Origin of the sequence: Desertivibrio insolitus (genome assembly GCF_017355965.1) — a bacterium.
Taxonomy (GTDB): Bacteria; Actinomycetota; Actinomycetes; order Actinomycetales; family Microbacteriaceae; genus JAFIQW01.
In genome coordinates this window covers 43,221-66,945 of sequence record NZ_JAFIQW010000006.1, presented here as the reverse complement: position 1 = coordinate 66,945, position 23,725 = coordinate 43,221, and the positions used below count along the sequence as shown (strand labels likewise).

Sequence of the window (23,725 nt, the reverse complement as noted above, 5' to 3'; positions counted from 1 at the left end):
CAGGTTGTGCTGTGGGCGGATCAGCCCTTGGTCGCGATGTTGACGACCCGCGGCGCGCGCACGATCACGTTGACGACCTGGCGGTCGCCGATCGCGCGCTTCACGGCCTCCGAGGAGCGGGCGAGGGCCTCGAGGTCCTCGGGCGAGATCGTCGGCGCCACGTCGACGCGGTCGCGCACCTTGCCGTCGACCTGCACGATCGCGGTGACCTGCGACTCGACGAGGAGCTTCGGGTTGGCCTTGCGCCAGCCGTGCGACGAGATGGAGTCGGTGTACCCGAGCCGCTCCCACATCTCCTCCGCGACGTGCGGCGCGAAGAGGCTCAGCACGAGGGCGATCGCCTCGGTGGCCTCGCGCACCGCGGCATCCGCCGGCCCCACTCCGGAGTCGACTGCCTTGCGGGTCGTGTTGACGAGCTCCATGAGGCGGGCGACCACGACGTTGAACTTGAACGCCTCGGTGAGGCCGGGAGCGTCCTGCAGGAAGCGGTGGGTCGCACGACGCAGGGCCGCGTCGCCGGTCTTCCAGTCGACGTCGACCGGGCTCGTCACGTCGCCGGAGAGCCGCCAGGCACGGGCGAGGAACTTCGAGGCACCGGCCGGCGAGACGTCCGCCCAGTCGATGTCGTCCTCCGGCGGACCGGCGAAGGCCATCGTCAGGCGCAGCGCATCAGCGCCGTACGACGTCAGCTCGCTCGCGAACTCGACGAGGTTGCCGCGCGACTTGGACATCTTCTCGCCGTCCATCAGCACCATGCCCTGGTTGAGCACGGCGCTGAACGGCTCGGTGAAGTTGATGTAGCCGAGGTCGAACAGCACCTTGGTGACGAAGCGGGCGTAAAGCAGGTGCAGGATCGCGTGCTCGACACCGCCGACGTACTGGTCGACGGGGGCCCAGCGGTCGGCCTCCTCGGGGTCGAACGCCTGGGAGTCGTCGTTCGCGGACAGGAAGCGCAGGAAGTACCACGAGCTGTCGACGAACGTGTCCATCGTGTCGGGGTCGCGGCGCGCGGGGCTGCCGTCGACGGGGTTCTCGACGGTCACCCAGTCGGTCGCCGCGGCGAGCGGCGACTGGCCCTTGGGCTTGAGGTCGAGACCCTCGGTGCGCGGCAGCACGACGGGCAGCTGGTCCTCCGGCACGGGGTGCAGGCTGCCGTCCTCGCCGTGGATGATCGGGATCGGCGTGCCCCAGAACCGCTGCCGGCTGATCAGCCAGTCGCGCAGGCGGTAGGTCTTCGCGGCGCGGCCGGTCCCTGCCGCCTCGAGCTGCTCGATGATGCGGCGGATGGCGTTCTGCTTGCTCAGCCCGTCGAGCGGTCCGGAGTTCACGAGGCGCCCGTCGCCGGTCAGGGCGACGCCCGTCACGGCGGGGTCGATCGTGTCGGTCTCGTCGACGCCGTTCTCGATGTCGGCGAGGCTGATGGCACCGGTGACCGGGGCCAGCGTGTCGACGACGACGCGGATCGGCAGACCGAACGTCCGGGCGAAGTCGAGGTCGCGCTGGTCGTGCGCGGGCACGGCCATGACGGCGCCGTGACCGTAGTCGGCGAGCACGTAGTCGGCCGCCCAGATCGGGATGCGCTCGCCGTTGGCGGGGTTGATCGCGTACCGGTCGAGCGGGATGCCGGTCTTCGGCCGCGACGCGTCCTGGCGCTCGATCTCGGTCGTGCGCTGAACCTGCTCGAGGTAGTCCTGGAAGCGCATCCGCACCTCGGCGGACGAGCCCGCGACGAGCTCCGCCGCGAGGTCGCTGTCGGGCGCGACGACCATGAACGTGACGCCGTAGAGGGTGTCGGGACGCGTCGTGAAGACGGTGACCTTCTCGCTGCGGCCCTCGATCTCGAAGTCGACGTCGGCACCGGTCGAGCGGCCGATCCAGTTGCGCTGCATCGCGAGCACCTTCGAGGGCCAGCGGCCCTCGAGCTGGTTCAGGTCATCGAGCAGCCGGTCGGCGTAGTCGGTGATCTTGAAGTACCACTGCGTCAGCTTCTTCTTGACGACCATGGCGCCGGAGCGCTCGGACGTGCCGTCGGGCAGCACCTGCTCGTTGGCGAGCACGGTCTGGTCCACCGGGTCCCAGTTGACCCAGCTGTCCTTCCGGTACGCGAGGCCCTTCTCGTACATCTTGAGGAACAGCCACTGGTTCCACTTGTAGTACTCGGGGTCCGAGGTGTGCAGCTCGCGCGTCCAGTCGAAGCTCGCGCCGTAGCGCTTGAAGCTCGTCTTCTGCTGGTCGATGTTCGCGTAGGTCCACTCGCGCGGGTCGACGCCGCGCTTGATCGCCGCGTTCTCGGCGGGCAGGCCGAAGGAGTCCCAGCCGATGGGGTGCAGCACGTTGAAGCCCTGCTGGCGCCAGTAGCGGGCGACGATGTCGCCGAACGCGAAGGCCTCGGCGTGACCCATGTGCAGGTCGCCCGAGGGGTACGGGAACATGTCGAGCACGTACTTGCGGGGGCGGCGGTCGGAGGGGTCGACCTGGAAGGTCCCCTCCTCCTCCCAGCGCTTCTGCCACTTCTCCTGGATGCGGGCGAAGTCGTACGTCTCCTGCTCGCGGGTCTCTACGTCAGTCATGGCAGCGTCCAGCGGTGTTCGGGGATGGGGATGGCGGCGAGATGTCGCGGCGCCGGGGAACAGCGTACTTAACGCGCTCGAAACATCGCACGTTCCCCCGATCGCTCAGGCGGCGGTGCTACACCTCGAGCATGAGACTGAGGCTGGCCGTGGTCTACGGAGTCGTGCTCGCGGGCATCGGCGCGATCGTCGCGGCCTCGCGACGGCGCGGCGGCACCGAGCCGACGGATGCGCTGCGTCCGGACGAGCGCCTGCTGCGCACCGGCGGCAGGCACGCCGCGGTTCCGGATGCCGCGGAGCGCGACGCCGCGGAACCGATGGACGAGACCCAGTCCGGCACCGCAGCGCCGGCCGGGAGACACCGCGCGGCGGACGACCAGGGCGAGCGTCACCTCTGACGCTCGCCGCCCTGCCTGAACGCCGCCCGGATACATCCGTCGGCGGAGGCGGAACACCAGGTCGCGTCCCTATGCTTCGAGCGAGATGAACGACGTGCTCGACGCGATCCTGCAGGCGGTGCAGAGCGTCGATCCCGTGCTCCGGACCGTGCTCGCCGGACTCGCGATCATGCTCGAGACCTCGATCCTCGTCGGGCTCGTCGTGCCGGGCGACACGGTCGTCATCGTCGCCTCGACCGCGGTCGTGAATCCGCTCGTCGACCCGGTGGAGGCGATCGCGCTCGCGATCGCGGTCGTGCTCGGCGCGCTCGTCGGCGAGAGCATCGGCTTCTGGCTCGGGCGCGTGTTCGGCCCCCGCATCAGGGCGTCGCGTCTCGGCGCCCGCATCGGCGAGCGCAACTGGGCGAGGGCGGAGCGCTACCTCGCGCGACGCGGCGGCATCGCCGTGTTCGTCTCGCGGTTCCTGCCCGTGCTGCACTCCCTCGTGCCGCTCACGGTGGGGATGAGCCCGATGTCGTACCGCCGGTTCCTGTCGTGGACCGCCCCGGCGTGCGTGCTCTGGGCGGCGCTCTACGTCGGCGTCGGCTCCCTCGCCGCCGGCACCTACCGGGAACTGTCGGACCGGATCCACGGCGCCGGCTACGTGTTCGTCGCGATCCTCGTGGCCTTCTCGGTGCTCGTGCTCGGCGGCAAGAAGCTGCTGCAGCGCCTCGAGCGCCGGCACATGCACGAGGACGAGAACGCGGAGGGGTAGGGGCCGGTATGCCGCGGGCGGCGTCGCCGAGGCGGCGCCGCGAACGCGAGACGCCCGCCCCTTCCCAGGAAGAGGCGGGCGCCCAGGCATCCGTCAGCGGGTCAGACGAGCCCCTTCTCCGAGAGCCAGTCCGACGCGATCTGGTCGGCGGACTGCTCCTCGTCGACGCTCAGCGCGTTGAGGGCGACGAGGTCCTCCGCCGTCAGCGCGGCCTGCACCTCGTTGATGACGTCCTCGACGTCACCGGCGATCTCCTCGTTCACGAGCGGCACGACGTGGGAGGCGAGGAAGAGTCCCTCGGGATCGTCGAGTGCGACAAGGTCGTTCGTCGCGATGGCGGGGCTGCCGGTGTAGATGTTCGCCACATCGGCGTCGCCGTTCACGAGCGCCTCGATCGTGAGCGGTCCGCCCGAGTCCTCGATCGCGATCCACTCGGCGACGGTCACGCCGTAGACGTCGCGGAGCCCGATCTCACCGTAGGCGCGCGCCTTCAACTCCGAGTTGCCGGCGATCGCGAGGTCGGGCACGGAGGCGAGGTCGCCGATGGACGTCAATCCGTTCGCCTCGGCGAAATCCGTGGTGACGACGTACGAGTCCTGGTCGGTCGCTTCGGCCTGGTCGAGCACCGTCAGGTTGTCCGGGAGCGCCTCCTGCAGGGCGGCGTAAACGTCCTCGGAGGTCCGGGCAGTCGTGTCGGGGTCGAAACCCTCCTGCAGCAGGTTGCCGGTGTACTCCGGGAACAGGTCGATCGCACCCGACTCGACCTCCGGGAGATATGCCTTGCGCTGGCCGATGTTGAACTGACGCTCGACCGTGAGGCCGGCGTTCTCGAGGGCTTGGGCGTAGATCTCGGCGATGATCTCGTTCGAGTAGTACGCCTGCGAGCCGATGACGATGGTCTCGTCGTCGCCGCCTCCGGAGCCGCCCGAACCGCTGGCGAGCGGATCGCTCGAGCCGCACCCTGACAGGGCCAATGACACCCCGACCGCGGCCGCGGCGAGCGCGAACCGGCCCTTGTTCCTTGCTGTGATCATGATCATTCCTTCTTCTGAGTCGGCGGAGGTTTCCGCCACCGCGCCCGGCCGACCGCCGGAGCGGACGTCTAGGTGCGGCTCGCCGCGACCCCTCGCGGCACGGCGAGGTGCTGCAGGAGCGCGAACACGCCCTCGAGCACGAGGGCCAGCGCGGTCACGAGCAACGCGCCTGCGAGCATCTGGGGGAAGTCACGAAGCGCGAGCCCAGCCTGGATGTAGCCACCGAGTCCCCCGAGGCCGATGAACGCCGCGAGCGTCGCGGTCGCGACGACCTGAAGCGCGGCACTGCGGATGCCACCGAGCAGCAGCGGCAGCCCGAGCGGCACCTCCACCTTCATGAGGATCTGCCACTCGGTCATCCCCATGGCACGTCCGGCGTCGACGGTGCGCCGATCGACGGCCTCGAGCCCTGAGTAGGCGCCGGCGAGGATCGGCGGGATGGCGAGCACCACGAAGACGAGGAGCCCGACCGCGAGCGAGCGCCCGGCGAGCAACGCGACGAAGAACAGCAGCCCGAGCGTCGGCAGGGCCCGTGCGGCGCCGGAGAGCCCGACGGCCAGTTCGCGGCCGCGTCCGGTGTGGCCGATGAGCCAGCCGAGCGGGATCGCGATGGCGGCGGCGATCGCGACCGAGAGGAGGGTGAGGAAGAGGTGCTGCGTCAGCCGCTGGCCGACCGTCTCACTGACGGGGCCGCTCAGGATCGACGCGATCGCCTCGGCGAAGAGGTTCACGAGACCGCCACCTCTCTGGCCTGCCGCCGGAGCGAGACCTTCGACGTCGCCGTGCCACGGGTCCACGGCATGAGCAGCCGACCGGCGAGCACGAGCGCGGCGTCGAGCAGCAGCGCGACGACGACGGTCATGACGATGCCCGAGAGGATCTCGACCGGGATGTTGCGCTGGAAGCCGTTGGTGAAGAGGTAGCCGAGGCTCTGCACCCCGACGAGGATGCCGACGGTGACGAGGCTCACGGTGCTGACCGCGACGACGCGCAGCCCCGCGAGCATGACCGGACCGGCGAGGGGGAACTCGACCTGCCAGAACCGGCGCCAGGGCGAGTAGCCCATCGCGGTGGCGGCCTGCCTCACGTCCGGGTCGACGGAGTCGAGACCCTCGCAGACGGAGCGCACCATGAGCGCGACGGCGTAGATGGTGAGCGTGACGAGGAGGTTCGTCTCGCTGAGGGCGCTGATGCCCACCGCGGCCGGCAGCAGCACGAGCAGCGCGAGCGACGGGATCGTGTACAGCAGCCCGACGAGCGTCAGCAGCAGCTCACGCCCCCAGCGGAAGCGGTGCGCGACCCAGCCGAGCGGCAGCGCGACGAGGAAGCCGAGCAGGATCGGCGGGATGCTGAGCCGCACGTGATCGAGCGTCAGGGCGAGGATCAGGTCGAGGTTCGACCAGAGCCACGTCACGACGCTCGCTCACCCTGCGCCGGAGCACCCACGCCGCGGAACGGCGTGGCCTTTGTTTGTCCCGTAAGGACACCCGCCGGCCGACCGTCGGAGTCGACGACGACGTCGCCCTCCGGGGTCGAGCGGATGCTGAGGGCGCGCTTGCCGCGGTCCGCCCCGATGAAGCTCGCGACGAAGTCGCTCGCGGGGTTCGTGAGGATCTGCTCGGGGGTGCCGACCTGGGCGACGCGACCGCCGCGCTCGAGGATGCAGATCTGGTCGCCGAGCAGGAGGGCCTCGTCGATGTCGTGGGTGACGAAGACGACGGTCTTGCCGAGTTCGGACTGCAGGCGGTGCAGTTCGCGCTGCAGGTCGGCGCGGACGATCGGGTCCACGGCGCCGAACGGCTCGTCCATCAGCAGGATGTTCGGGTCGACCGCGAGTCCGCGGGCGACGCCGACGCGCTGCTGCTGGCCGCCCGACAGCTGGCTCGGGTAGCGGTCGGCGAGTGACCGGTCGAGCCCGACGGTGTCGAGCAGCTCGAGGGCGCGCGCGTACGCGTCCTTCTTCTTCACCCCGGTCAGCAACGGCACCGTCGCGACGTTGTCGATGACCTTGCGGTGCGGCAGCAGCCCGGAGTTCTGCATGACGTAGCCGATGCGGCGGCGCAGGCCCACGGGCGGGATGCCCGAGATGTCCTCCCCGTCGATCTCGATCGTGCCCGAGGTCGGCTCGACCATGCGGTTGATCATCCGGAGCAGGGTCGTCTTGCCCGAACCCGACGAGCCCACGAGCACGGTCGTCTTGTGCGACGGCAGCACGAGACTGAACTCCTCGACCGCCTGCGTCCCGTCCGGGTACCGCTTGGTGACGGATCGGAACTCGATCATGGTCGGCTCATTCCTCGCGGTCGTTCCGCGGGTCGGGACCTGCCGGTCGGGCAACACACAAGCAGCATTCGGAGCCGGTCACAAGATCGTTCGTCATCCTGCTTCTTGTGGACACGCCGCCGGGGGTTCAGGCGGGCACCGGCTCGCCGTAGGTGAGGCTGAGGTGCGCCTTCAGGATGTCCCGGGCGCTCGAGATCAGGCGCTCGTCGCCCGTCGAATGAGCCGCGAACGCGCGGCTGACGAGGGCGTCGGCGATCTCGACCGAGACGCGCACGGCGTAGCGCACCTCGTCGTCGTCGCCGCCGCCGAACCGATCGTGCAGGGCGTCGGTCAGCACCGCCGCGATCCGCTCGTTGTTGGCGACCTCGGCGGGCGGGCGCACGTCGAGCCCGTCGCCGAAGCGAAGGCTGCGGAAGCCGGGCTCGTTGCGATACGCGTCGATGAAGACGTCGAGGACCGCCTCGTAGGCGTCCCACCAGGTGCTGTGCTCGTCGTCGCGCACCGTCTCGCCCACGCGGTCGGCGACCCGCTCGAGGTGCCGGCGGGCGAGGGCCTGCAGCACGGCGATGCGGTCGGGGAAGTAGCGGTAGACGGTGCCGATCGACGCTCCGGCGCGGGAGGCGACCATCGCGGTCGTCAGGCGCTCGTAGCCGACCTCGTCGATGACACCGGCGGCCGCATCGAGGAGTTCGTCGAGCCGGGCGGCGCTGCGGGCCTGCACCGGCGCGATCCGCAGGTCGGCCGGAGTCTGTCCGGAAGGGGTCGCCATCTCAGATCTCCTCACTCATCCCTTTCGGTGCGTCATGCTAGCGCCCCCTTCCTGGGGGCTTCAGGCACGACGGGTCACGATTTCACCGGGATGGTTCGGAGCAATCCTCGGGATCGTTCGGTCCGGAGGCAAGAGGACGTTCGGCCCGCCTCTGGCCCCGCCTCGCGTCGGGCCGAGCGCCCACCTGACAGAATGGAGCGCATGTGCGGACGCTTCGTGGTCGCCAGGGCGACGAGCGACCTCGTGGCTCTGTTCGACGTGGACGTCGCCGGTGAGTCGCTCGCCGAGCCGTCGTGGAACATCGCTCCGACCGATCGGATCAACGTCGTCATCGACACGCTGCCCCGCGACGATCCCGACGGCGAGCCGGTGCGCCGGCTCGAGAGCGCCCGCTGGGGCCTCGTGCCCGCGTGGGCCGAGAGCGTCGCCGGACCGCCGATGATCAACGCCCGCGCGGAGACGGTCACGACGAACCGGCTCTTCGCGGAGGCGGTCGCCAAGCGGCGCGCGTTCGTTCCGGCCTCCGGCTACTACGAGTGGACGACGGGCGACGGGCGCAAGGCCCCGCACTTCGTGCAGCTGCCCGAGGGCGAGCTCATGCTCTTCGCGGCCGTGTACTCCTGGTGGCGCGACCCCCGCCCGGCCCCCGGCGCCTCGCCGTGGCTGCTGTCCGCATCGGTGCTGACGCGCCAGGCGACCGGCCCGCTCGCCGAGATCCACGACCGGATGCCGGTGCTGCTCTCGGCCGAGTTCGCCGGCGAGTGGCTCGACCCGCACGAGGAGGCCACCGAGGACCTCGTCGAGGCCGTCAGCGAGGCCGCGACGGAGGTCGCCGAGCGCGCCGTCCACCACGAGGTCGGCCCCGACGTGGGCAACGTGCGCAACGACTCCCCCGAACTCGCCGACCCCATCGGAGCCCGATGAACCGAGGCAAGACCGGCGTCGCCGCCGCCGAGACCGAACTCATGCACCGCGCGGCCAGGATGGAGGACGCGTTCCACGAGTTCCGTGAGAAGCGCGCCCGACGCCGCGGTCTCACCTCGACGGTGATCCCCTACACCGGCTACGGAGCGCCGGGGTGGGTGCGCGTACTCGCCCGCGTGCTGCTGACCAAGCCCGAGCCGGCCAAGAGCGAGCGCAGCCGCTACGAGAACATCCGGGGCTGGCGCAGCTTCACGAGCGTGCCCGTCAACGACGTCGACGTCATCGTGCGCATCGGCGACGCCGAGCACACGGTGCGCGCCGACCGCGGCGGCGTCGTCGACGCCCGCCTCGAGGCGGACCTCTCGCCCGGCTGGCACGAGATCCACGTGCGCACCGACGAGTCGGACTGGGTGCTGGCGAAGGTCGTCGTGACCGATCCGGCGGTCGATTTCGGGGTCATCTCCGACATCGACGACACCGTGATGGTGACCGCGCTCCCCCGTCCGTTCCTCGCGGCGTGGAACACCTTCGTGCTCGACGAGCACGCCCGGCGCGCGGTCGCGGGAATGGCGGTGCTCTACGAGCGCCTCACCCGGGAGCACGACGGCACGCCCGTGATCTACCTCTCGACCGGGGCGTGGAACGTCGCTCCCACCCTCTCCCGCTTCCTCGGCCGGAATCTCTACCCCGCCGGCCCGCTGCTGCTGACCGACTGGGGTCCCACGCACGACCGCATCTTCCGCAGCGGCAAGCTGCACAAGAAGGAGACGCTCGAGCGGATCGCCCAGGAGTTCCCGGAGATGCGCTGGCTGCTCGTCGGCGACGACGGCCAGCACGACGAGGAGCTCTACGGCGCCTTCGTCCGCAGCCACCCCCAGAACGTCGTCGCGGTCGCGATCCGTCAGCTGTCCACGAGCGAGGCCGTCCTCGCCGGTGGCCGCAGCCGCGGCGAGGAGCAGTCCCGCACGTCGAACATCCCCTGGATCTACGCGCCGGACGGCGCAGGGCTCAGCGACCAGCTCGAGGAGCTGGGGCTGCTCGGCAACCGGCCCTCCGAGACGTCCTGAGGCTCCCGCGTCCCCGCTCCCTCGTGCCCCGATCCTCGAAGTCCTAGGAGAAGTGTGATCACTCCCGGTCAGACCGTGCGCCACGAACTCGCGATGCGGCGGCTCACCGTCGCCGCCGCCGATCGCGTCACGCCCGGCTTCGTTCGGGTGACGCTGGCCGGCGACGATCTCGCCTCGTTCCGGTCGCTCGGTCCCGCGGATCACGTCAAGGCCTTCTTCCCCGGCCCGGACGGGATCATCCGCACACCGACGGTCGGGCCCGACGGCATCCGTCAGCGCCCGGAGGGCGTCGTGACCCGCGACTACACCCCGCGCCGGCACACCGCCGACCGGCTCGAGATCGACTTCGCCGTGCACGGCGGCGAGGGCCCCGCCACCGCGTGGGCGCTGCGGGCGGAACCGGGCGACGAGCTCGTCGTCGGCGGCCCCCGGGGCTCGCACCTGCCGCCGACCGGGATGACCAGGGTCGTGCTCGGCTCCGACGCGTCGGCCCTCCCGGCGCTCGCGCGCTGGATCGAGCTGCTGCCCGCCGACGTCGAGATCCTCGCGCTCGTGGAACTCGAGGACGAGGCCGACCGCGCCTACCTCGAGCCGGAGCTCGTCGAGCGCGCGCGGGTGCACTGGGTGCCGGCGACGACGAAGGGGCCGACCGGCATCGAGACCGCGGTGCGGTCGCTCGCGTTCGACGAGGACACGTTCGTCTGGCTCGCCGGTGAGGCCGGCGGCCTCGTGCCGGTGCGCCGCTACCTGCGCCGCCAGCTGGGGCTGCCGAAGGAGCAGGTCGTGGTCGACGGCTACTGGCGCATCGGCGTCGTCGCCCTCGACCACCACGCTCCGCTCGATCCGTTCGACCCGATGGACTGACTCCCCACGTTCTCCCGGACGGCGACCGGTAGAACTGGAACATGGCGCTGCGCATCGAGGACTACGCCCTGATCGGCGACTGCCACACGGGTGCGCTCGTCGGCATCGACGGGTCGATCGACTGGTTCTGTCTCCCCCGGTTCGACTCCGAGTCGATCTTCGCCGCGATCCTCGGCGACGAGGACTCCGGCCGCTGGCTCGTCTCTCCCGTCGATCCGGATGCCACGGCCGAGCGCTCCTACATCGAGGACACGTTCGTGCTCGTGACGCGCTGGACCACGGCGACCGGCGTCGCGGAGGTCGTCGACTTCATGCCGCTGCGGGACGGGCGGGCGGACGTCGTGCGGCGCGTGCGCGGCATCCGCGGCACTGTCCGGATGCGGCAGGACCTGCGGCTGCGCTTCGACTACGCGGAGACCATCCCCTGGGTGCGGCAGGTGCCCGACCGCGAGGTGCACGCCCTCCTCGCCGCGGCCGGGCCGAACGCCGTGGTGGTGCGCGGCCCGCGGCTGCACGCCGCCGGGCACGCGCACGTCGCCGAGTTCGACGTCGCGGAGGGCGAGACCGTCGACACCGTGCTCACCTGGTACCCCTCGCACCGCAAGGCCCCGCGCCCGTTGCCGGTAGACGAGCGCCTCGAGCGCACGGTGCGGTGGTGGCAGGACTGGATCGCCGGTGCGAAGACCGGGGACGGCCCCTACTCCGCGCTCGTGCGGCGCTCGATGCTCGTGCTGCGGGCGCTGACCCACGAGGAGACCGGCGGCATCGTCGCCGCGGCGACGACGAGCCTGCCGGAGGACTTCGGCGGTGAGCGCAACTGGGACTACCGCTACGTCTGGCTGCGCGACGCCTCGCTCACGCTCGAGGTGCTGCTGGAGCACGGCTACGTCGAGGAGGCGCAGAACTGGCGCCAGTGGCTGCTCCGGGCGATCGCCGGCGACCCCTCCGACGTGCAGATCATGTACGGACTCGCAGGCGAGCGCCGGCTCGTCGAGTGGGAGGTGTCGTCGCTGCCGGGCTACGAGGGGTCGACCCCCGTGCGGATCGGCAACGGGGCCTTCACCCAGTACCAGGGCGACGTCTTCGGCGAGGTGATGATCGCCCTGCAGCGCGCCCGCGAGGCGGGGCTGACGGAGACGTCGTTCTCGTGGCCGCTGCAGCGGGCACTGCTTCACTACGTGTCGGAGAACTGGCAGCGGCCCGACAACGGCATCTGGGAGGTGCGCGGTCCGCAGCGGCACTTCACGCACTCCCGGGTCATGCTCTGGGCCGCGTTCGACTGTGCGATCCGCGGCGTGCGCGAGCACGGGCTCGACGGCCCCGTCGAGCAGTGGGAGGGGCTGCGCGACACGCTCCGCGACGAGATCGAGCGCGAGGGCTGGGACCCGGAGCTGAACTCCTACACGCAGTACTACGGCAGCGGCACGACGGATGCCTCGCTGCTGCAGCTGTCGGCCGTCGGCTTCGTCGACGCCGACGACCCGCGGATGCTCGGCACGGTGGCCGCGATCGAGAAGGAGCTCATGCGCGACGGGCTGCTCGAGCGCTATCGCACGGAGGAGGGCGTCGACGGGCTCGCGGGCGGCGAGCATCCGTTCCTCACCTGCTCGTTCTGGCTGGCGGAGCAGTACGCCCGGTCCGGCCGGCTCGACGACGCCCGCGCGCTGCTCGACCGGCTCGCGGGCCTCGCGACCGACCTCGGCCTGCTGAGCGAGGAGTACGCGGTCGCGGAGGGGCGGCAGGCGGGCAACACCCCGCAGGCGCTCAGCCACCTCGCCCTCGTGCGGGCGGTCGACGCGTTGGAAGCGGCGCGCCAGGGCGAGCACGCGCCGACGCGCGACACCGCTCCGTCGGACGCCTGAGGGCGGATGTCGCCGGGCGTCGCGATACTGAAGCCGTGACCACCCCTGCCGACGGGCACGCCCTGCACGACGGACGCGCCCGGACCGACGGGCGCGCCCTGGCCGACCGGCGTGCCATCGCCGCCGCGCGTCTCGCCGCGCAGAAACTCGCCGGCGAGCCCCTCGCCGAGCCCGCCGCCGTCGTGCGCCACATGCTCGCGATGCAGGCGCAGGACTACGCCGGGTCGCTCTGGTCGGTCGCCCTGCGCGCGGCGGGCACCCCGACCGCGGCCGACGTCGAGGCCGCCCTCGCGCGCAGTGAGATCGTGCGCTCGTGGCCCATGCGCGGCACCCTGCACCTGGTCGCGCCGGAGGACCTGCGCTGGCTGCTGTCGCTGACGACCGAGCGGCTCGTCGCCGGGGCTGCGGCCCGGCGGCGGGCGCTCGAGCTCGACGACGCGACGATCGAGCGCGCCCGGGAGCTCGCGACGGACGCCCTGGAGGGCGGCCGCGCCCTGCGCCGCGAGGAGCTCGGCGACCGCTTCGAGGCGGGCAGCGTCACCACCGGCGGGCAGCGGCTCTACCACCTGCTCTGGATGCTCTCGCAGACGGGAACGCTCGTCTCCGGCCCGCCCGAGGGCGCTGCCCAGACGTTCGCCCTGCTCGAAGAGCGCATCGCGCCCGTCCCCGAGCGGGAACGGGACGACGCCCTCGGCGAGCTCGTGCGCCGGTACGTGCTCTCGCACGGGCCGGCCACACGACAGGACCTCGCGCACTGGTCGGGTCTCACCGCGGCCGACGTGAAGACCGGTATCGCGGTCGCGGGCGACGCCGTCGACACGGCGGCGATCGACGGACGCGACCACCTCGTGCCGGCCGGCTGGCAGCCCGTGGCCGCAGAAGCCGAGGTGCGGCTGCTGCCCGGCTTCGACGAGCTGCTGCTCGGCTACCGCGACCGGTCCGCGTCGCTCGACGAGGGCGGCCTCGCGCTCGTCGTGCCCGGCAGCAACGGCGTCTTCCAGCCCACGCTCTCGGTCGGCGGACACGTCGAGGGGCTCTGGCGACGCCGCGTGCGCCGCGGCGCCGTCGACGTGGAGCTCACGCCTCTCGGGCGGCCGCCGTCGCAGCGCATTCTGCGGGCCGCGACGCGGGAGGCCGCGCGCTACGCCCGGCACCTCGGGCTCGCGCCGGGCGAGGTCACGGTGCCGGAGGCGTGAGCGCGGAGCCCTACTTCCCGTTCCCGCTCACGACGGATGCCGCGGCGCTCGGGCTCCGCACGAGACGGGTGCCGACCCGCTTCGGCGACGTCGTGCTCCGTCGGCGGGGGCGCGGCCGCGACGCGATCGTGCTGCTCCACGGCGCGGCGGGCGCCTGGACCACCTGGACCCCGCTGCTCACCGCGATCGACGCTCCCGACGTCGTGCTCCTCGACCTGCCAGGCTGGGGCGACAGCCCGCTGCCGTCGCCGCCCACGGTGGAGGCGCTGAGCGCCGCCGTCGCCGAGGCGCTCGAGGCATCCGGAGTCCGCACCTGGCGCGTCGTCGGGCACTCGCTCGGCGGGTTCGTGGCGCTACACCTCGCCGCGACGCGGCCGGATGCCGTGCGCTCGGCCGCTCTCGTCAGCGCCACGACCCTGTCGGTGCTCGACGGCATCGAGCGCCCGCTGCGCCGGTTCGGCACCTCCGGCGCCTTCACCGCACTGCTGCAGGTGATGCGCGTGGGGGCGCTGCTCGGCGCGGCGGCTCACCCCATCGCCCGCGGCCTCGCGCGGCTCGGCGTGCTGAAGGTGCTGATGCGGCCGCTCTTCGCCCACGGGGGCCGGATCGACCGCTCGGCCGTCGACGCGCTGGCCCGCGACATCCGGCCGCGGTCGTTCGCCCTGGCGGCGGCGGCCGTCCGGCGCTACCCCGCGCGCACCCTGTGGCGTGGCATCCGCTGCCCCGTCGTCGCCGTCTCGGGTGAGCGCGACTTGTTCGTGCTCGAGGAGGACAGGCGGGAGCTCGGCGGGATCGTGCCGGGCTCGGTGCATCTCACCCTGCCCGGTGCCGGGCACTTCGCCCATGTGGAGCAGCCGGCCACCACGGCCCGGCTGCTCGGGCTCGGCGGCTAGGCCGCCGGGGCGGCTGCTCGGGGGCGGCGGCTAGGCCGCGCGGCTCGGCTGCTCGGGCTCGGCGGCTAGGCCGCCGGGGGCGCGAGCCGGAGCCGCTCGACGAGCAGCCGGCGCGCCGCGTCGTCGATCTGCTGCTCGGAGAGACGCCCGTTCCGGACGGCGGCCGCGAGGTCGGCGATGAGCGCGCCAGGGTCGGCGGGCCCGATGTAGAGCACGAGCGTCGCGCCGGCGGCGAGCGCGCGGATCGCGTTCTCGGACGTCGAGGCGTACTGCGGGTCGCGTGAGTCCTCGAGCATCCGGAGGTCGTCGGTCACGATGATCCCGTCGAAGCCGAGCTCCTCGCGCAGGACGCGGTGCCACTCGGGCGAGAGCGACGCCGGCTGCGGGTCGACGGCCTCGTAGCGGAGGTGGCCCATCATGACGAGCTCTGCGCCGGCGCCGATTCCCGCCTCGAAGGGACCCGCGACCTCCGCACGCCACTGGTCGTAGCCCATCGGCGTGCCGGGGACCGTCTCGTGGCTGTCGGCCGGGGTGACCCCGTGCCCGGGGAAGTGCTTGATCGCCGAGAGCACCGGCTCCTCGCCCTCGAGCGCGGCCACGACCCGCGGCGAGGCGAGCTCCGCGGTGTCGCCGAGGGTGCGCGACCAGATGAACGAGGACCTTTCCCCGGTGACGTCGGCGACGATCCCGAAGTTGGTGTTGACGCCGAGGGAGGTCAGCAGCGCCGCGCGCGTGGCGAAGGCGTCCCTGGTCGCGCCGGCGTCCTGATCGCGCAGCGCACGGGCGCCGGGCGTCGGATCGATCGTGACGCGGCGCACCGGGCCGCCCTCCTGATCGATCCCGACGAGGAGGGGCAGCGCGGGATCGAGCTGCATCGCCGCGGTGACCTCGGCGAGCCGCGCCTCGTCGTCCGGCGGCACGTTGTCGCGCATGACGATGAGGCCGCCGGGGCGGTGCGTGCCGACATAGGAGGAGATCGCCGCGGCGTCCGTTCCCGGCGCGTGCAGCATGAGCAGGCTCGCGACCTTCTCCTCGAGCGTCATCGCTGCGAGCCGCCGCTCGGCCGCGAGCACGAACGGGTCGGGCGGCGGCGGGAGCTCCGTGCGGGTCGCGCGCGACAGCGTCGGCGCCGCGCCCGCGCAGCCCGCGATCACGAGGATCACGAGCAGAAGGGAGAGCACGCGGAGCGGATGGAGCATCCGCCCCAGTTCAGTCGAACCAGGCCAGGCGCGCAAATTCCTCGGGCTCGAGCCCGAGGCATCCGTCGGCGAGCGCGACCTCGGAGCGGGCGCGGCCCACCTCCGCGTCGGCGCGGGCGAGCACGAGCAGCACCTCGGGACCGAGGAGAGTGCGATCGAAGCGCAGCACCGCCACGTCGCCGCCGGCGCTCACGCCCGTCACCTCGACCGTGCCACGGACGAGGGCGAGCACGCCGCGGCCTCGCCAGACGAAGCGGTCCTCCCGCCAGGCGAGGGTGGCCCTGGCGTCGACGCGCTTGCCGTCCTCGCCGATGTGCGTGCCGCGCCCGTCGAGCACGACGGGATCGGCGCTGACGAGTTCCCACTCGAACGTCGCCTCGCGCCGCTCGCCCTGGAGCCAGCGCGCGTAGTCGGTGGCACAGAGCCGCCAGGTGCCCGGAAGCACCTCGGCGATCCGTGCGGGGATCTCGAGACCCGGCATGGCGCAACGGTACTGCCGGCGACGCGGGCGACCGCCCGGGAGCGCGACGACACGCTGATAGCGTCGAGCGAGATGCCGTCGCGGAGGGACAGTTTCGTCGAGCCGGAGCCGCGCCTCGAAAGCGCCGCTGCCGGAGATCGGCGCGCCGACGAGCCAGACCCGCACGTCGTGCGCGCCGTCGCCGCGTATCTCGCGGTGCTGCTCGTGCTCGTGCTGGGTGTCGCGACCGCGGTCGTCGCCGCGGTGTACACACCGACGCGCCAGGGGCTGTCGGAGGCGTCCGCGCGGGCGGAGGCCGGCGCTGCCGTGATCGTGCCGGCCGTGCCGCCCGCGGAGGTGCCGCCGCTGCTGCAGGTGGAGGGCGCGTCGGCGGTTCCCGTGCTGCCGAGCACGGGTTCGGGGGTACCCGTGATCGCCGCCGATGCGGACGGCCTGGTGGGGGTGCTGCCGGCCGTCGAGCCGCTCGTCGACCCCCGCTCGCTCGCGGCGACGCTCGCCGGCGAGGCGCCGGGGCTCGCGGTGCCCTCCGACGCCGAGCGGCTCGTCTTCGCCCTGCAGGGCACCGACGCCGCGGTGGAGTCGGCCTGGATCGTCGACGGGTCGGGGCTCGCGGCGCGCGTGGAGGCGGAGGACGGCACGCTCACGGTGCCGGCGGGCGCCCGCGGCGTCGTCGCCTTCGACGTGGCGGTGCGCACCGCCGAGCCCACCGCGCTGGCCGACGCGGTCTTCGGCGTGACCGCCGAGTCCGGCTCCGTGCTGCAGGGCCTCGGCGGCACCGAGCGCTGGGCGCTCGTCGCGTCGACGGTGACCGACACCGAGGGGCTGCTGCGCGGGCGGATCGTGCCGGATGCCACGCCGGAGGTGCCCGTCGTGGTCGCCGCGGAGGCCGCGTCCCGCCTCGGGGTGGCCGCGGGCGACACCCTGACCGTCGACCTCGCCGGCAGCCGCGCGACCGGACGGGTCGCCGACGTCGTGCCCGTCGTGCCCGGGGGCGCCGAGGTCATGGCCGATCTCGCCGCGGCCCACGGGGCGATCGCGGCGACGGGCGGAGCGGTGCCCACCGCGTACGAGGTGTGGGCCGACGGGGACGACGCGGCGCTCGACCGGCTCGGCGCCCTCGCGCCCTCCGCGGTCGAGCGTTCCGCCGAGTCGGCGACCGGAGACGCCGGTCCGTTCGCGACCGGGTTGTGGCTCGCCGCGATCGTGCTGCTGCTCGCCGGTGGCGTCGGGGCGGCCGCCCTCGGCCTGTCGCCGCCCACCGCGCTGCGCGGGTTCGCGCTCGGCCGCGGCGCCGCCGCTCCCCTGCTCGGGGCGGTGGCCCCGCCGGTGCTGCTCGTCGTCGGCGGGATCCTCGTCGGCGGCCTGCTCGGCACCGCCGTCGCGCTCGGCGCCGTGCCGGGGTGGGTGCGCTGGGGCGTCCCCGGGTTCCCGCCGGAGGCCGACGTGATGCTGCGGTTCGACGCCGCCCCGCTCCTCCTCGTCCTCGGGGTGCTCCTGGCCGGCACCGCCGTCGTCGCGTTCCGCGTCGCGCGCGAGGTGCGTCGGCGCGAGTCCGACGCCGGCCCCCGCCGCACGGGCGAGATCCCGATCATCCCGTCGCCCGCGCCCGCCTCGCGGGTGCTGGCGCCGCCGACTGCCGCGGCACCGCCGCCGCAGGAGTCACTCGGCGCGGAGGCACCGCAGCAGAAGGCACCGAGCACGGACGCGCCCCTGCCGCAGGCATCCGCGCCCGAGGCCGCACCGAGCGCGCAGGAGCCGGGCGCCGCCGACCCGCCACGGCGGCGCGGGTCGCACCGGGCGCCGGGGCAACCCGACACCGGTCCGGTCCCCCGGCAGCGTCGCGCCGCCCACCGTGCGCCGGGCGACCCCGACACCGGCCCGATCCCCCGTCAGGACGACCGCGCCTGAACGCGCTCCGGGTTGCGGATGCCGGCGAGGCTCACGAGCCCTCCGGCGACGAGCAGCACGGCGGTGGCGAGGACAGCGCGGCGGAAGCCGTCGAGTCCCACACCGCCGCCCGTGATGAGCCCGCCGAAGGCGATCGCCACGAGTCCCGCGACGCGGGCGACGGCGTTGTTGACCGCCGAGGCGATGCCCGCCCGCTCCTCCTCGATCGCGCCCAGGATCGCGTTGGTGAGCGGTGACACCGTGAGGCCGAGCCCGATGCCGAAAAGCAGGATGCCGGGCAGCAGCCCCGTCCAGTAGTTCACGGGCATGCCGACGGAGAGCATCAGGAGGAACCCGAGGGCCGCGACGAGCGGTCCGGCGGTCATGAACACGCGCGGCCCGAACCGGGCGTCGAGGCGGCCGACGACGGGTGAGAGCACGATGAGCAGCAGCGTCACGGGCAGGGAGGCGAGCCCCGCGAGCGTCGCCGAGTAGCCCGCCGACTCCTGCAGGAACAGCACGAGCACGAACCCGGAGAGCGACAGCGCCGCGTAGATGAACGCCGTCGCAAGGTTGCCCCAGCCGAAGTTGCCGTTGCGGAACAGCCCGAGCGGCATCATCGGCTGAGCCGCCCGCCGCTCGTGCCAGAGGAACGCCGCGAAGGCGAGCACGCCGGCGACGAGCGGCACGAGGATGACCGGCGAGGCCCAGCCGAAGTTCTGCTGCTCGATGAGCGCGAAGACCGGCAGCCCGATTCCGAGCACCCCGAGCACCGCGCCCGGCACGTCCAGCCGGGCCGCACGCCGCTCCTGCGGCAGCGACAGCCGCGCGAGCAGGACCAGCACGACCGCGATGGGCGCGACGTTGATCGCGAAGACGAGACGCCACGACGCCAGATCGACGAGCAGCCCGCCGAGCACCGGCCCGGCGATCGTCGCGGCGCTCGTGTACGCCGTCCACAGGGCGATGGCGCGCGCCCGCCGCTCCGGCGGGAAGACGGCGACGATGATCGCGAGCGAGCTCGGCACGAGCAGCGCCGCCCCGATCCCCTGCACCGCCCGCGCGACGACGAGGATCTCGGGGGTCGGGGCGACGGCGCAGGCCAGCGACGCGACGCCGAAGCCGAGGAGCCCGAGCCGCAGCACCCGCGCCCGGCCGACGAGGTCGCTCAGCGAGCCGGCCAGCAGGATGAGCGCGCCGAGCGTGACGAGGTACGCGTCGACGACCCACTGCTGCAGGCTGAGCCCCGCGTCGAGTTCCTCGGCGATGGCGGGCAGGGCGACGTTGACGATCGTGCCGTCGAGGAACGAGACGAAGCTCGCCAGGACGGCGACCCACAGGGTCAGGCGTTCGGTGCGCTGCACCCGCACAGTCAAGCACCGCCCTACGATGAGGGACATGCCCCGCTCGGCCCTCGCTCTCGCGGGGTCGACGCACCCAGGACCGGCGGTGCTCGTCACGACGGTGTCGACGCTCTTCGCGCTGGGGCTCGGGGTCTCCGGCTGGCGCCTCGCCGTCGTCGTCGTGGCCGTGCTGGCCAATCAGCTCTCGATCGGGCTCTCCAACGACTGGATCGACGCCGAGCGCGACAGGGCGGTCGGCCGGCGCGACAAGCCCGTCGCGCGCGGTGACGTCTCCGTCGGAGCGGTGCGTGTCTGGGCGATCGGCACGCTCGTGGCATCCGTCGTGCTCGCCTGCGTGCTCGGCGCCGGCGCCGGCATCGGTATCTCGCTGCTCGCGCTCGGCGGCTGGGCGTACAACCTCGGTCTCAAGCGCACGCTCGCCTCGGTGGTGCCCTACCTCGTCGGGTTCGGTGCGCTGCCCGTCGGCATCGGTTTCGCGGCGGAGCAGCCGGTCTGGGTGCCGGCGTGGCTGCCCGTGGCCACCGCCCTGCTGGGTGCCGCGGCGCACTTCGCGAACGTGCTGCCCGACCTCGAGGACGACGCCGCGACAGGCGTGCGCGGTCTGCCGCACGCGCTCGGCCGGCGGGTGTCGGGGCTCGTCGGCTTCGCCCTGCTCGCCGCGTCGGCCGCGGTGCTGACCTTCGGCCCGGCCGGCGCGCCCTCCTGGCCGTACGTCGCGGGGTTCGTGCTGTCGCTCGGGATCGCCGTCGCGGGTGCGACTATCGCGCTCACCCGCCCGCCGACGCGATTGCTGATGCGCCTCGTGATGTTCGCGGCGCTGCTCGACGTGCTGCTGATCGCGTTCGCGACCGACAGACTGCTCGCCTAGGCGACCTGCCCGCCCTCGGCGGCCGCGTCGGCCCCTCGGCTGACCGCCTCCTCCGCGGTCGGGGCGGATGCCCAGCGGTCGACCGCCTCGAGGAGCGTCGGGGCCACGAGCACGCGGAAGTGCCCCACGACGTCGAGGCGCACGTTCTCGGCGCCCTCGAGCTCGCTGCCCTTCGGCAGGAACTGGTCGAGCTTCGGGTACACGCTGAGGATCCGGGCGTTCGACCGGGCGTCGGCGGCGAGCATCGAGACGACGCGATCGTGCCGGCGGAAGGCGCGGAGCGACGAGATCGGAGCGAAGTCCGCCCAGGGACTGCCGGAGAAGGGGGTCGCGACCGCGAGCATCCGGTCGATCCGGCGGCCGCCCGTCGCCTCCTGCACGACCATGAGGTGCTTACCGATGAGGCCGCCCTTGCTGTGGGCGACGACGAGGACGTGGCGGAGGTCGTGCTCGACGAGGTAGTTCCAGACGATGTCCGCCGACGGCGCGATGGGCGAGCTGTTGTGCCGCAGCCCGGCGACCACGTGCACGGGGTGCCCGCGGCGGTGCAGCCGGTGGCCGACGAGGGCGAGGAACTGCCAGGTCTCGTAGACCCCCGGCAGCAGGATGACTGGGGCGCGCGTGCCCTCGAGCCAGCGCTTCGGCGGGTTCGGCCGGAGCACGTGCCGCAGCTCGACGGCGCCGGCCCAGACGTAGTCGAGGAGGACGCCCGCGATCTTGCCGATCACAGGCACTCCCCGGCGAAGGAGTCGACCAGCGACGCGAGGCGTTCGGGGGCGGTGAACATGACGACGTGCGGGCCGGGGACCTCCTCGTGCCGGCCGCGCTGCGCCAGTCCCGCGAGGGAGCGCGACCACTCGCCGGGCGAGACCGGGTCGCGGTCGCCGCGGATGACGAGCACGGGCTGCGTGAGGTTCGGCACGCGCCGCTCGATGCGGTCGCCGAGCATCGTCGGGAGCTGGCGGAGGTAGTAGGGGATGCCGGAGCGGAAGAGGTAGTCGCTCAGCACGGTCAGATTCGAGCGGACCGGCTCCCGCGTCATGTCGAGGCCGAGCCGCAGCGCCTGACGCACCACGGAGCGCGCGACGGGATCGACGGTCGGGCCGACCAGCACGACGCCGGCGACGAGATCGGGGCGAGCCTCGGCGAGGGCGGCGGCCACCTGCGCGCCCATCGAGTGACCGACCACGACGACGCGGTCGAGGCCCTCCTCGTCGAGCGTCTTGGCGACGGCGTCCGCGTGGTCGTCGATCGACTGCGGCTCCTCGGGATTGCGCGCCCGCCCGAAGCCGGGCAGGTCGACGCTGAGCCCGGCGCGCCGGGGCTCGAGGGCGTCGATCGTCGGTCCGAAGTAGCGCGTCGAGACGCCGATGCCGTGCACGAGCACGAGCGTGGGGGCGCCGACGCCGAACCGGCGCGCGACGAGGGCCCTCCCCGAGGTGGTGTCGTGCGTGCGCGGCATCCGTCCACTCTATGAACGAGTGCGGCGCCGTTGCCGTGAGCCCGCTGAACGGGTGGCCAGGCGGGCCCGTCGTGCGTAGCGTCGAAGACACACGCCTTCGGGAAGGAGCAGTCATGGACCGCGAGTACGAACCCGTCGCCGACGACGAGCGCGAGGTGCCCCTTATCGAGGACGACGCCGACGATCTCCCCCGCCCGACAGTGGACTGGAACGAGGAGATCGAGGAGACCGAGGCGGATCCGGAGCCCATTGGGCTCGACGAGGAGCGCGATGTCTGAACGCCTCCTTGGAGGGAAGCGGAAGGTTACTCAAATCTGCAGAGACCGCAAGGGGGCGTCCTCTCAACTTCCGCTGCTGCTCTGAACAGGTGGTCAAGCCAGCGCCACTTCCTTCTTCCCCTGGACAGGAAGGTCGCCATGGACCGCACCGTCGACGCCCTCGTGCTCGCCCACCTCGACATCGCCGACTCGATCGCGCGCAAGTACTCCGGCCGCTCCGGCGACTGGAGCGACCTGCGCCAGGTCGGCTACCTCGGCCTGGTGAAGGCCGCGCAGCGGTTCGACCCGGAGCGCGGTGACGACTTCGTCTCCTACGCCGTGCCGACGATCTCGGGCGAGATCAAGCGCCACCTGCGCGACAACGGCTGGTTCATCCGCCCGCCGCGCGCCGTCCAGGACACCCGCACCGCGATCATGCGCGTGACGAGCCAGCTGACGCAGCGCCTCGGCCGCGCGCCCGGCCGCGAGGAGCTCTCCCTCGAGCTCGGCGTGCCGCTCGAGCTCGTCGACGAGGCGCTGAGCTGCCACGAGAGCCTCCGCCCGTCTTCGATCGACGCGTCGGTCGGCGGCGACGACTCCCTCTCGCTCGCCGACACGCTGAGCGCCCCCGACGACGACTTCGAGCGCGCCGAACTGCTGGCGCAGATCAGCCCGGCCACCCGGGCCCTGTCGGCCCGCGACCGCCGCATCCTCTACCTGCGCTTCTACGAGGAGTGGAGCCAGCAGAAGATCGGCGAGGAGCTCGGGGTCACCCAGATGCAGGTGTCGCGCCTCATCCAGCGCATCCTCGCGACGCTGCGCGAGTCGATCGGCGTGACGACCGACGAGGTCGCCGAGGCCGCTACGGCTCGTCCGGCAGCCGCCGCGACGCGACGACCCGCTCCGCGATCTCACGCAGCCTGACGTTCGCGTCCTGCGAGTAGCGCTTGAGCACGGCGAAGGCGCGGTCCTCGTCGAGCCCGTAACGCTCCATGAGGATGCCCTCCGCCTGCCCGATCACGAGACGGGACGCGAGCGCCTGGGCCAGACCCTCGCGCTCCCGCACCTGATCGAGGCCGGCCGCGGCGTGCGCGCCAAACACGCGGAATGCGTCGAGCGCGCCGTCGGCGAAGCCGTCGCGGCGCGAATAGGCGACGAGGGCGCCGAGCACCGCGCCGCGGGCGACGAGCGGCACAGCGAGCGCCGCCGGGAACGCACCGAGCGGCGCGCGGGCCACGGGGCCCTGCAGGGCGTCGGTCACGAGACCCGAGAGCTCCGCCTCCGTCGCGCCCGCCGCACCCTCGCCGGAGGCGTGGGCGACGCGCGGGCGGTCCTTCGCCCCGAGCAGCACGAGCGCCGCGGCATCCGCGGCGAGCAGCCGCATCGCGGCACGCACCACGACGGCGAAGGCGCCCTCGCTGGCCTGCTGTGCGGCCAGCTCGAGTGCGAGCTCGGCGAGCGGGTCGCCCGTGGTGTCGATCGTGTCCATCCCTCTCACTATGGCACCCACCGGTTTCGATCCGATTCCGCGAGCCGTGTGTACTGCTTCTCACTCCCGGGTACGCGACTGGACTAAGACCCTCACCACGCGGA

Annotated in this window: 24 protein-coding genes; 12 read left to right on the top strand and 12 right to left on the bottom strand. The window is 72.8% G+C overall.

Annotated features, from left to right (window positions below):
* Positions 1 to 20 precede the first annotated feature (20 nt).
* On the bottom strand, positions 21 to 2,570 hold the full coding sequence (leuS, locus tag JUB10_RS13300; RefSeq protein WP_207457492.1) for a leucine--tRNA ligase: 2,550 nt from the start codon (positions 2,568 to 2,570) through the stop codon (positions 21 to 23).
* A gap of 131 nt (positions 2,571 to 2,701) precedes the next feature.
* Between leuS and JUB10_RS13295 the strand changes: the two genes are divergently transcribed.
* Both JUB10_RS13295 and JUB10_RS13290 read left to right on the top strand, forming a co-directional pair.
* Positions 2,702 to 2,968 (top strand): hypothetical protein, encoded by a 267-nt coding sequence (locus tag JUB10_RS13295; protein WP_207457490.1) that lies wholly within the window; start codon positions 2,702 to 2,704, stop codon positions 2,966 to 2,968.
* An 85-nt stretch (positions 2,969 to 3,053) separates the two neighbouring features.
* Complete coding sequence (locus JUB10_RS13290) at positions 3,054 to 3,722, top strand: DedA family protein (protein WP_207457488.1); 669 nt, start codon at positions 3,054 to 3,056, stop codon at positions 3,720 to 3,722.
* Between the two features lie 101 nt (positions 3,723 to 3,823).
* On the opposite strand, the gene JUB10_RS13285 is transcribed toward JUB10_RS13290, so the two are convergent.
* The 5 genes from JUB10_RS13285 to JUB10_RS13265 form a co-directional block, all read right to left on the bottom strand.
* Positions 3,824 to 4,756 (bottom strand): ABC transporter substrate-binding protein, encoded by a 933-nt coding sequence (locus JUB10_RS13285; protein ID WP_207457486.1) that lies wholly within the window; start codon positions 4,754 to 4,756, stop codon positions 3,824 to 3,826.
* A 68-nt stretch (positions 4,757 to 4,824) separates the two neighbouring features.
* Entirely contained in the window at positions 4,825 to 5,487 is a 663-nt protein-coding gene (locus tag JUB10_RS13280; protein WP_207457484.1) for an ABC transporter permease, read from the bottom strand.
* Complete coding sequence (locus JUB10_RS13275; protein WP_207457482.1) at positions 5,484 to 6,170, bottom strand: ABC transporter permease; 687 nt, start codon at positions 6,168 to 6,170, stop codon at positions 5,484 to 5,486. The genes JUB10_RS13280 and JUB10_RS13275 overlap by 4 nt, the downstream gene beginning before the upstream one ends.
* The gene (locus JUB10_RS13270; protein WP_207457480.1) at positions 6,167 to 7,039 is read right to left on the bottom strand and encodes an ABC transporter ATP-binding protein; all 873 of its coding nucleotides are present in this window, start codon (positions 7,037 to 7,039) and stop codon (positions 6,167 to 6,169) included. Before JUB10_RS13270 ends, JUB10_RS13275 begins: the two co-directional genes overlap by 4 nt.
* 127 nt (positions 7,040 to 7,166) lie before the next feature.
* Positions 7,167 to 7,808 (bottom strand): TetR/AcrR family transcriptional regulator, encoded by a 642-nt coding sequence (locus JUB10_RS13265; protein WP_207457478.1) that lies wholly within the window; start codon positions 7,806 to 7,808, stop codon positions 7,167 to 7,169.
* A gap of 201 nt (positions 7,809 to 8,009) precedes the next feature.
* On the opposite strand from JUB10_RS13265, the gene JUB10_RS13260 reads away from it, so the two are divergent.
* Genes JUB10_RS13260 through JUB10_RS13235 form a run of 6 tightly spaced genes read left to right on the top strand, consistent with a single transcriptional unit; the run spans position 8,010 to position 14,614 of the window.
* On the top strand, positions 8,010 to 8,732 hold the full coding sequence (locus JUB10_RS13260; RefSeq protein ID WP_207457476.1) for an SOS response-associated peptidase: 723 nt from the start codon (positions 8,010 to 8,012) through the stop codon (positions 8,730 to 8,732).
* On the top strand, positions 8,729 to 9,799 hold the full coding sequence (locus tag JUB10_RS13255; protein ID WP_242682630.1) for an App1 family protein: 1,071 nt from the start codon (positions 8,729 to 8,731) through the stop codon (positions 9,797 to 9,799). The genes JUB10_RS13260 and JUB10_RS13255 overlap by 4 nt, the downstream gene beginning before the upstream one ends.
* Before the next feature lie 54 nt (positions 9,800 to 9,853).
* A complete protein-coding gene (locus JUB10_RS13250) occupies positions 9,854 to 10,663 on the top strand; it encodes a siderophore-interacting protein (protein WP_207457475.1) in 810 nt (269 codons plus the stop codon).
* A 41-nt stretch (positions 10,664 to 10,704) separates the two neighbouring features.
* Positions 10,705 to 12,525, top strand: coding sequence for a glycoside hydrolase family 15 protein (locus tag JUB10_RS13245; RefSeq protein WP_207457473.1), 1,821 nt, complete (start codon positions 10,705 to 10,707; stop codon positions 12,523 to 12,525).
* 35 nt (positions 12,526 to 12,560) lie between these two features.
* Positions 12,561 to 13,721, top strand: a complete 1,161-nt coding sequence (locus tag JUB10_RS13240) for a winged helix DNA-binding domain-containing protein (RefSeq protein WP_207457471.1) — start codon at positions 12,561 to 12,563, stop codon at positions 13,719 to 13,721.
* Positions 13,718 to 14,614, top strand: coding sequence for an alpha/beta fold hydrolase (locus JUB10_RS13235; protein ID WP_207457469.1), 897 nt, complete (start codon positions 13,718 to 13,720; stop codon positions 14,612 to 14,614). The genes JUB10_RS13240 and JUB10_RS13235 overlap by 4 nt, the downstream gene beginning before the upstream one ends.
* Before the next feature lie 65 nt (positions 14,615 to 14,679).
* On the opposite strand, the gene JUB10_RS13230 is transcribed toward JUB10_RS13235, so the two are convergent.
* Positions 14,680 to 15,813, bottom strand: a complete 1,134-nt coding sequence (locus JUB10_RS13230; protein WP_207457467.1) for a glycoside hydrolase family 3 N-terminal domain-containing protein — start codon at positions 15,811 to 15,813, stop codon at positions 14,680 to 14,682.
* A 10-nt stretch (positions 15,814 to 15,823) separates the two neighbouring features.
* Positions 15,824 to 16,294: a hypothetical protein gene (locus JUB10_RS13225; RefSeq protein ID WP_207457465.1), complete on the bottom strand. Its 471-nt coding sequence runs from the start codon at positions 16,292 to 16,294 to the stop codon at positions 15,824 to 15,826.
* A gap of 72 nt (positions 16,295 to 16,366) precedes the next feature.
* Here JUB10_RS13225 and JUB10_RS13220 point away from each other — a divergent pair, with 72 nt between their 5' ends.
* Positions 16,367 to 18,202 (top strand): hypothetical protein, encoded by a 1,836-nt coding sequence (locus tag JUB10_RS13220; RefSeq protein WP_207457463.1) that lies wholly within the window; start codon positions 16,367 to 16,369, stop codon positions 18,200 to 18,202.
* On the opposite strand, the gene JUB10_RS13215 is transcribed toward JUB10_RS13220, so the two are convergent.
* Positions 18,184 to 19,545 carry a DHA2 family efflux MFS transporter permease subunit gene (locus tag JUB10_RS13215; RefSeq protein WP_307859233.1) on the bottom strand — a complete coding sequence of 454 codons (1,362 nt, stop codon included), beginning with the start codon at positions 19,543 to 19,545 and terminating at the stop codon, positions 18,184 to 18,186. The two genes, JUB10_RS13220 and JUB10_RS13215, sit on opposite strands and share 19 nt — an antisense overlap.
* A 34-nt stretch (positions 19,546 to 19,579) precedes the next feature.
* On the opposite strand from JUB10_RS13215, the gene JUB10_RS13210 reads away from it, so the two are divergent.
* On the top strand, positions 19,580 to 20,413 hold the full coding sequence (locus JUB10_RS13210) for a UbiA family prenyltransferase (RefSeq protein WP_207457459.1): 834 nt from the start codon (positions 19,580 to 19,582) through the stop codon (positions 20,411 to 20,413).
* Here the strand turns inward: JUB10_RS13210 and JUB10_RS13205 are convergent.
* Both JUB10_RS13205 and JUB10_RS13200 read right to left on the bottom strand, forming a co-directional pair.
* On the bottom strand, positions 20,410 to 21,141 hold the full coding sequence (locus tag JUB10_RS13205) for an esterase/lipase family protein (protein ID WP_207457457.1): 732 nt from the start codon (positions 21,139 to 21,141) through the stop codon (positions 20,410 to 20,412). The two genes, JUB10_RS13210 and JUB10_RS13205, sit on opposite strands and share 4 nt — an antisense overlap.
* Positions 21,138 to 21,875 carry an alpha/beta fold hydrolase gene (locus JUB10_RS13200; RefSeq protein WP_207457455.1) on the bottom strand — a complete coding sequence of 246 codons (738 nt, stop codon included), beginning with the start codon at positions 21,873 to 21,875 and terminating at the stop codon, positions 21,138 to 21,140. Before JUB10_RS13200 ends, JUB10_RS13205 begins: the two co-directional genes overlap by 4 nt.
* A gap of 113 nt (positions 21,876 to 21,988) precedes the next feature.
* Between JUB10_RS13200 and JUB10_RS13195 the strand changes: the two genes are divergently transcribed.
* Together JUB10_RS13195 and JUB10_RS13190 are read left to right on the top strand one after the other, a co-directional pair.
* Entirely contained in the window at positions 21,989 to 22,153 is a 165-nt protein-coding gene (locus tag JUB10_RS13195) for a hypothetical protein (RefSeq protein WP_207457453.1), read from the top strand.
* Positions 22,154 to 22,291: 138 nt separating this feature from the next.
* Entirely contained in the window at positions 22,292 to 23,056 is a 765-nt protein-coding gene (locus JUB10_RS13190) for a sigma-70 family RNA polymerase sigma factor (protein WP_207457451.1), read from the top strand.
* On the opposite strand, the gene JUB10_RS14740 is transcribed toward JUB10_RS13190, so the two are convergent.
* Positions 22,995 to 23,621, bottom strand: a complete 627-nt coding sequence (locus JUB10_RS14740; protein WP_242682628.1) for a GAF and ANTAR domain-containing protein — start codon at positions 23,619 to 23,621, stop codon at positions 22,995 to 22,997. The two genes, JUB10_RS13190 and JUB10_RS14740, sit on opposite strands and share 62 nt — an antisense overlap.
* Between the last annotated feature and the right edge of the window lie 104 nt (positions 23,622 to 23,725).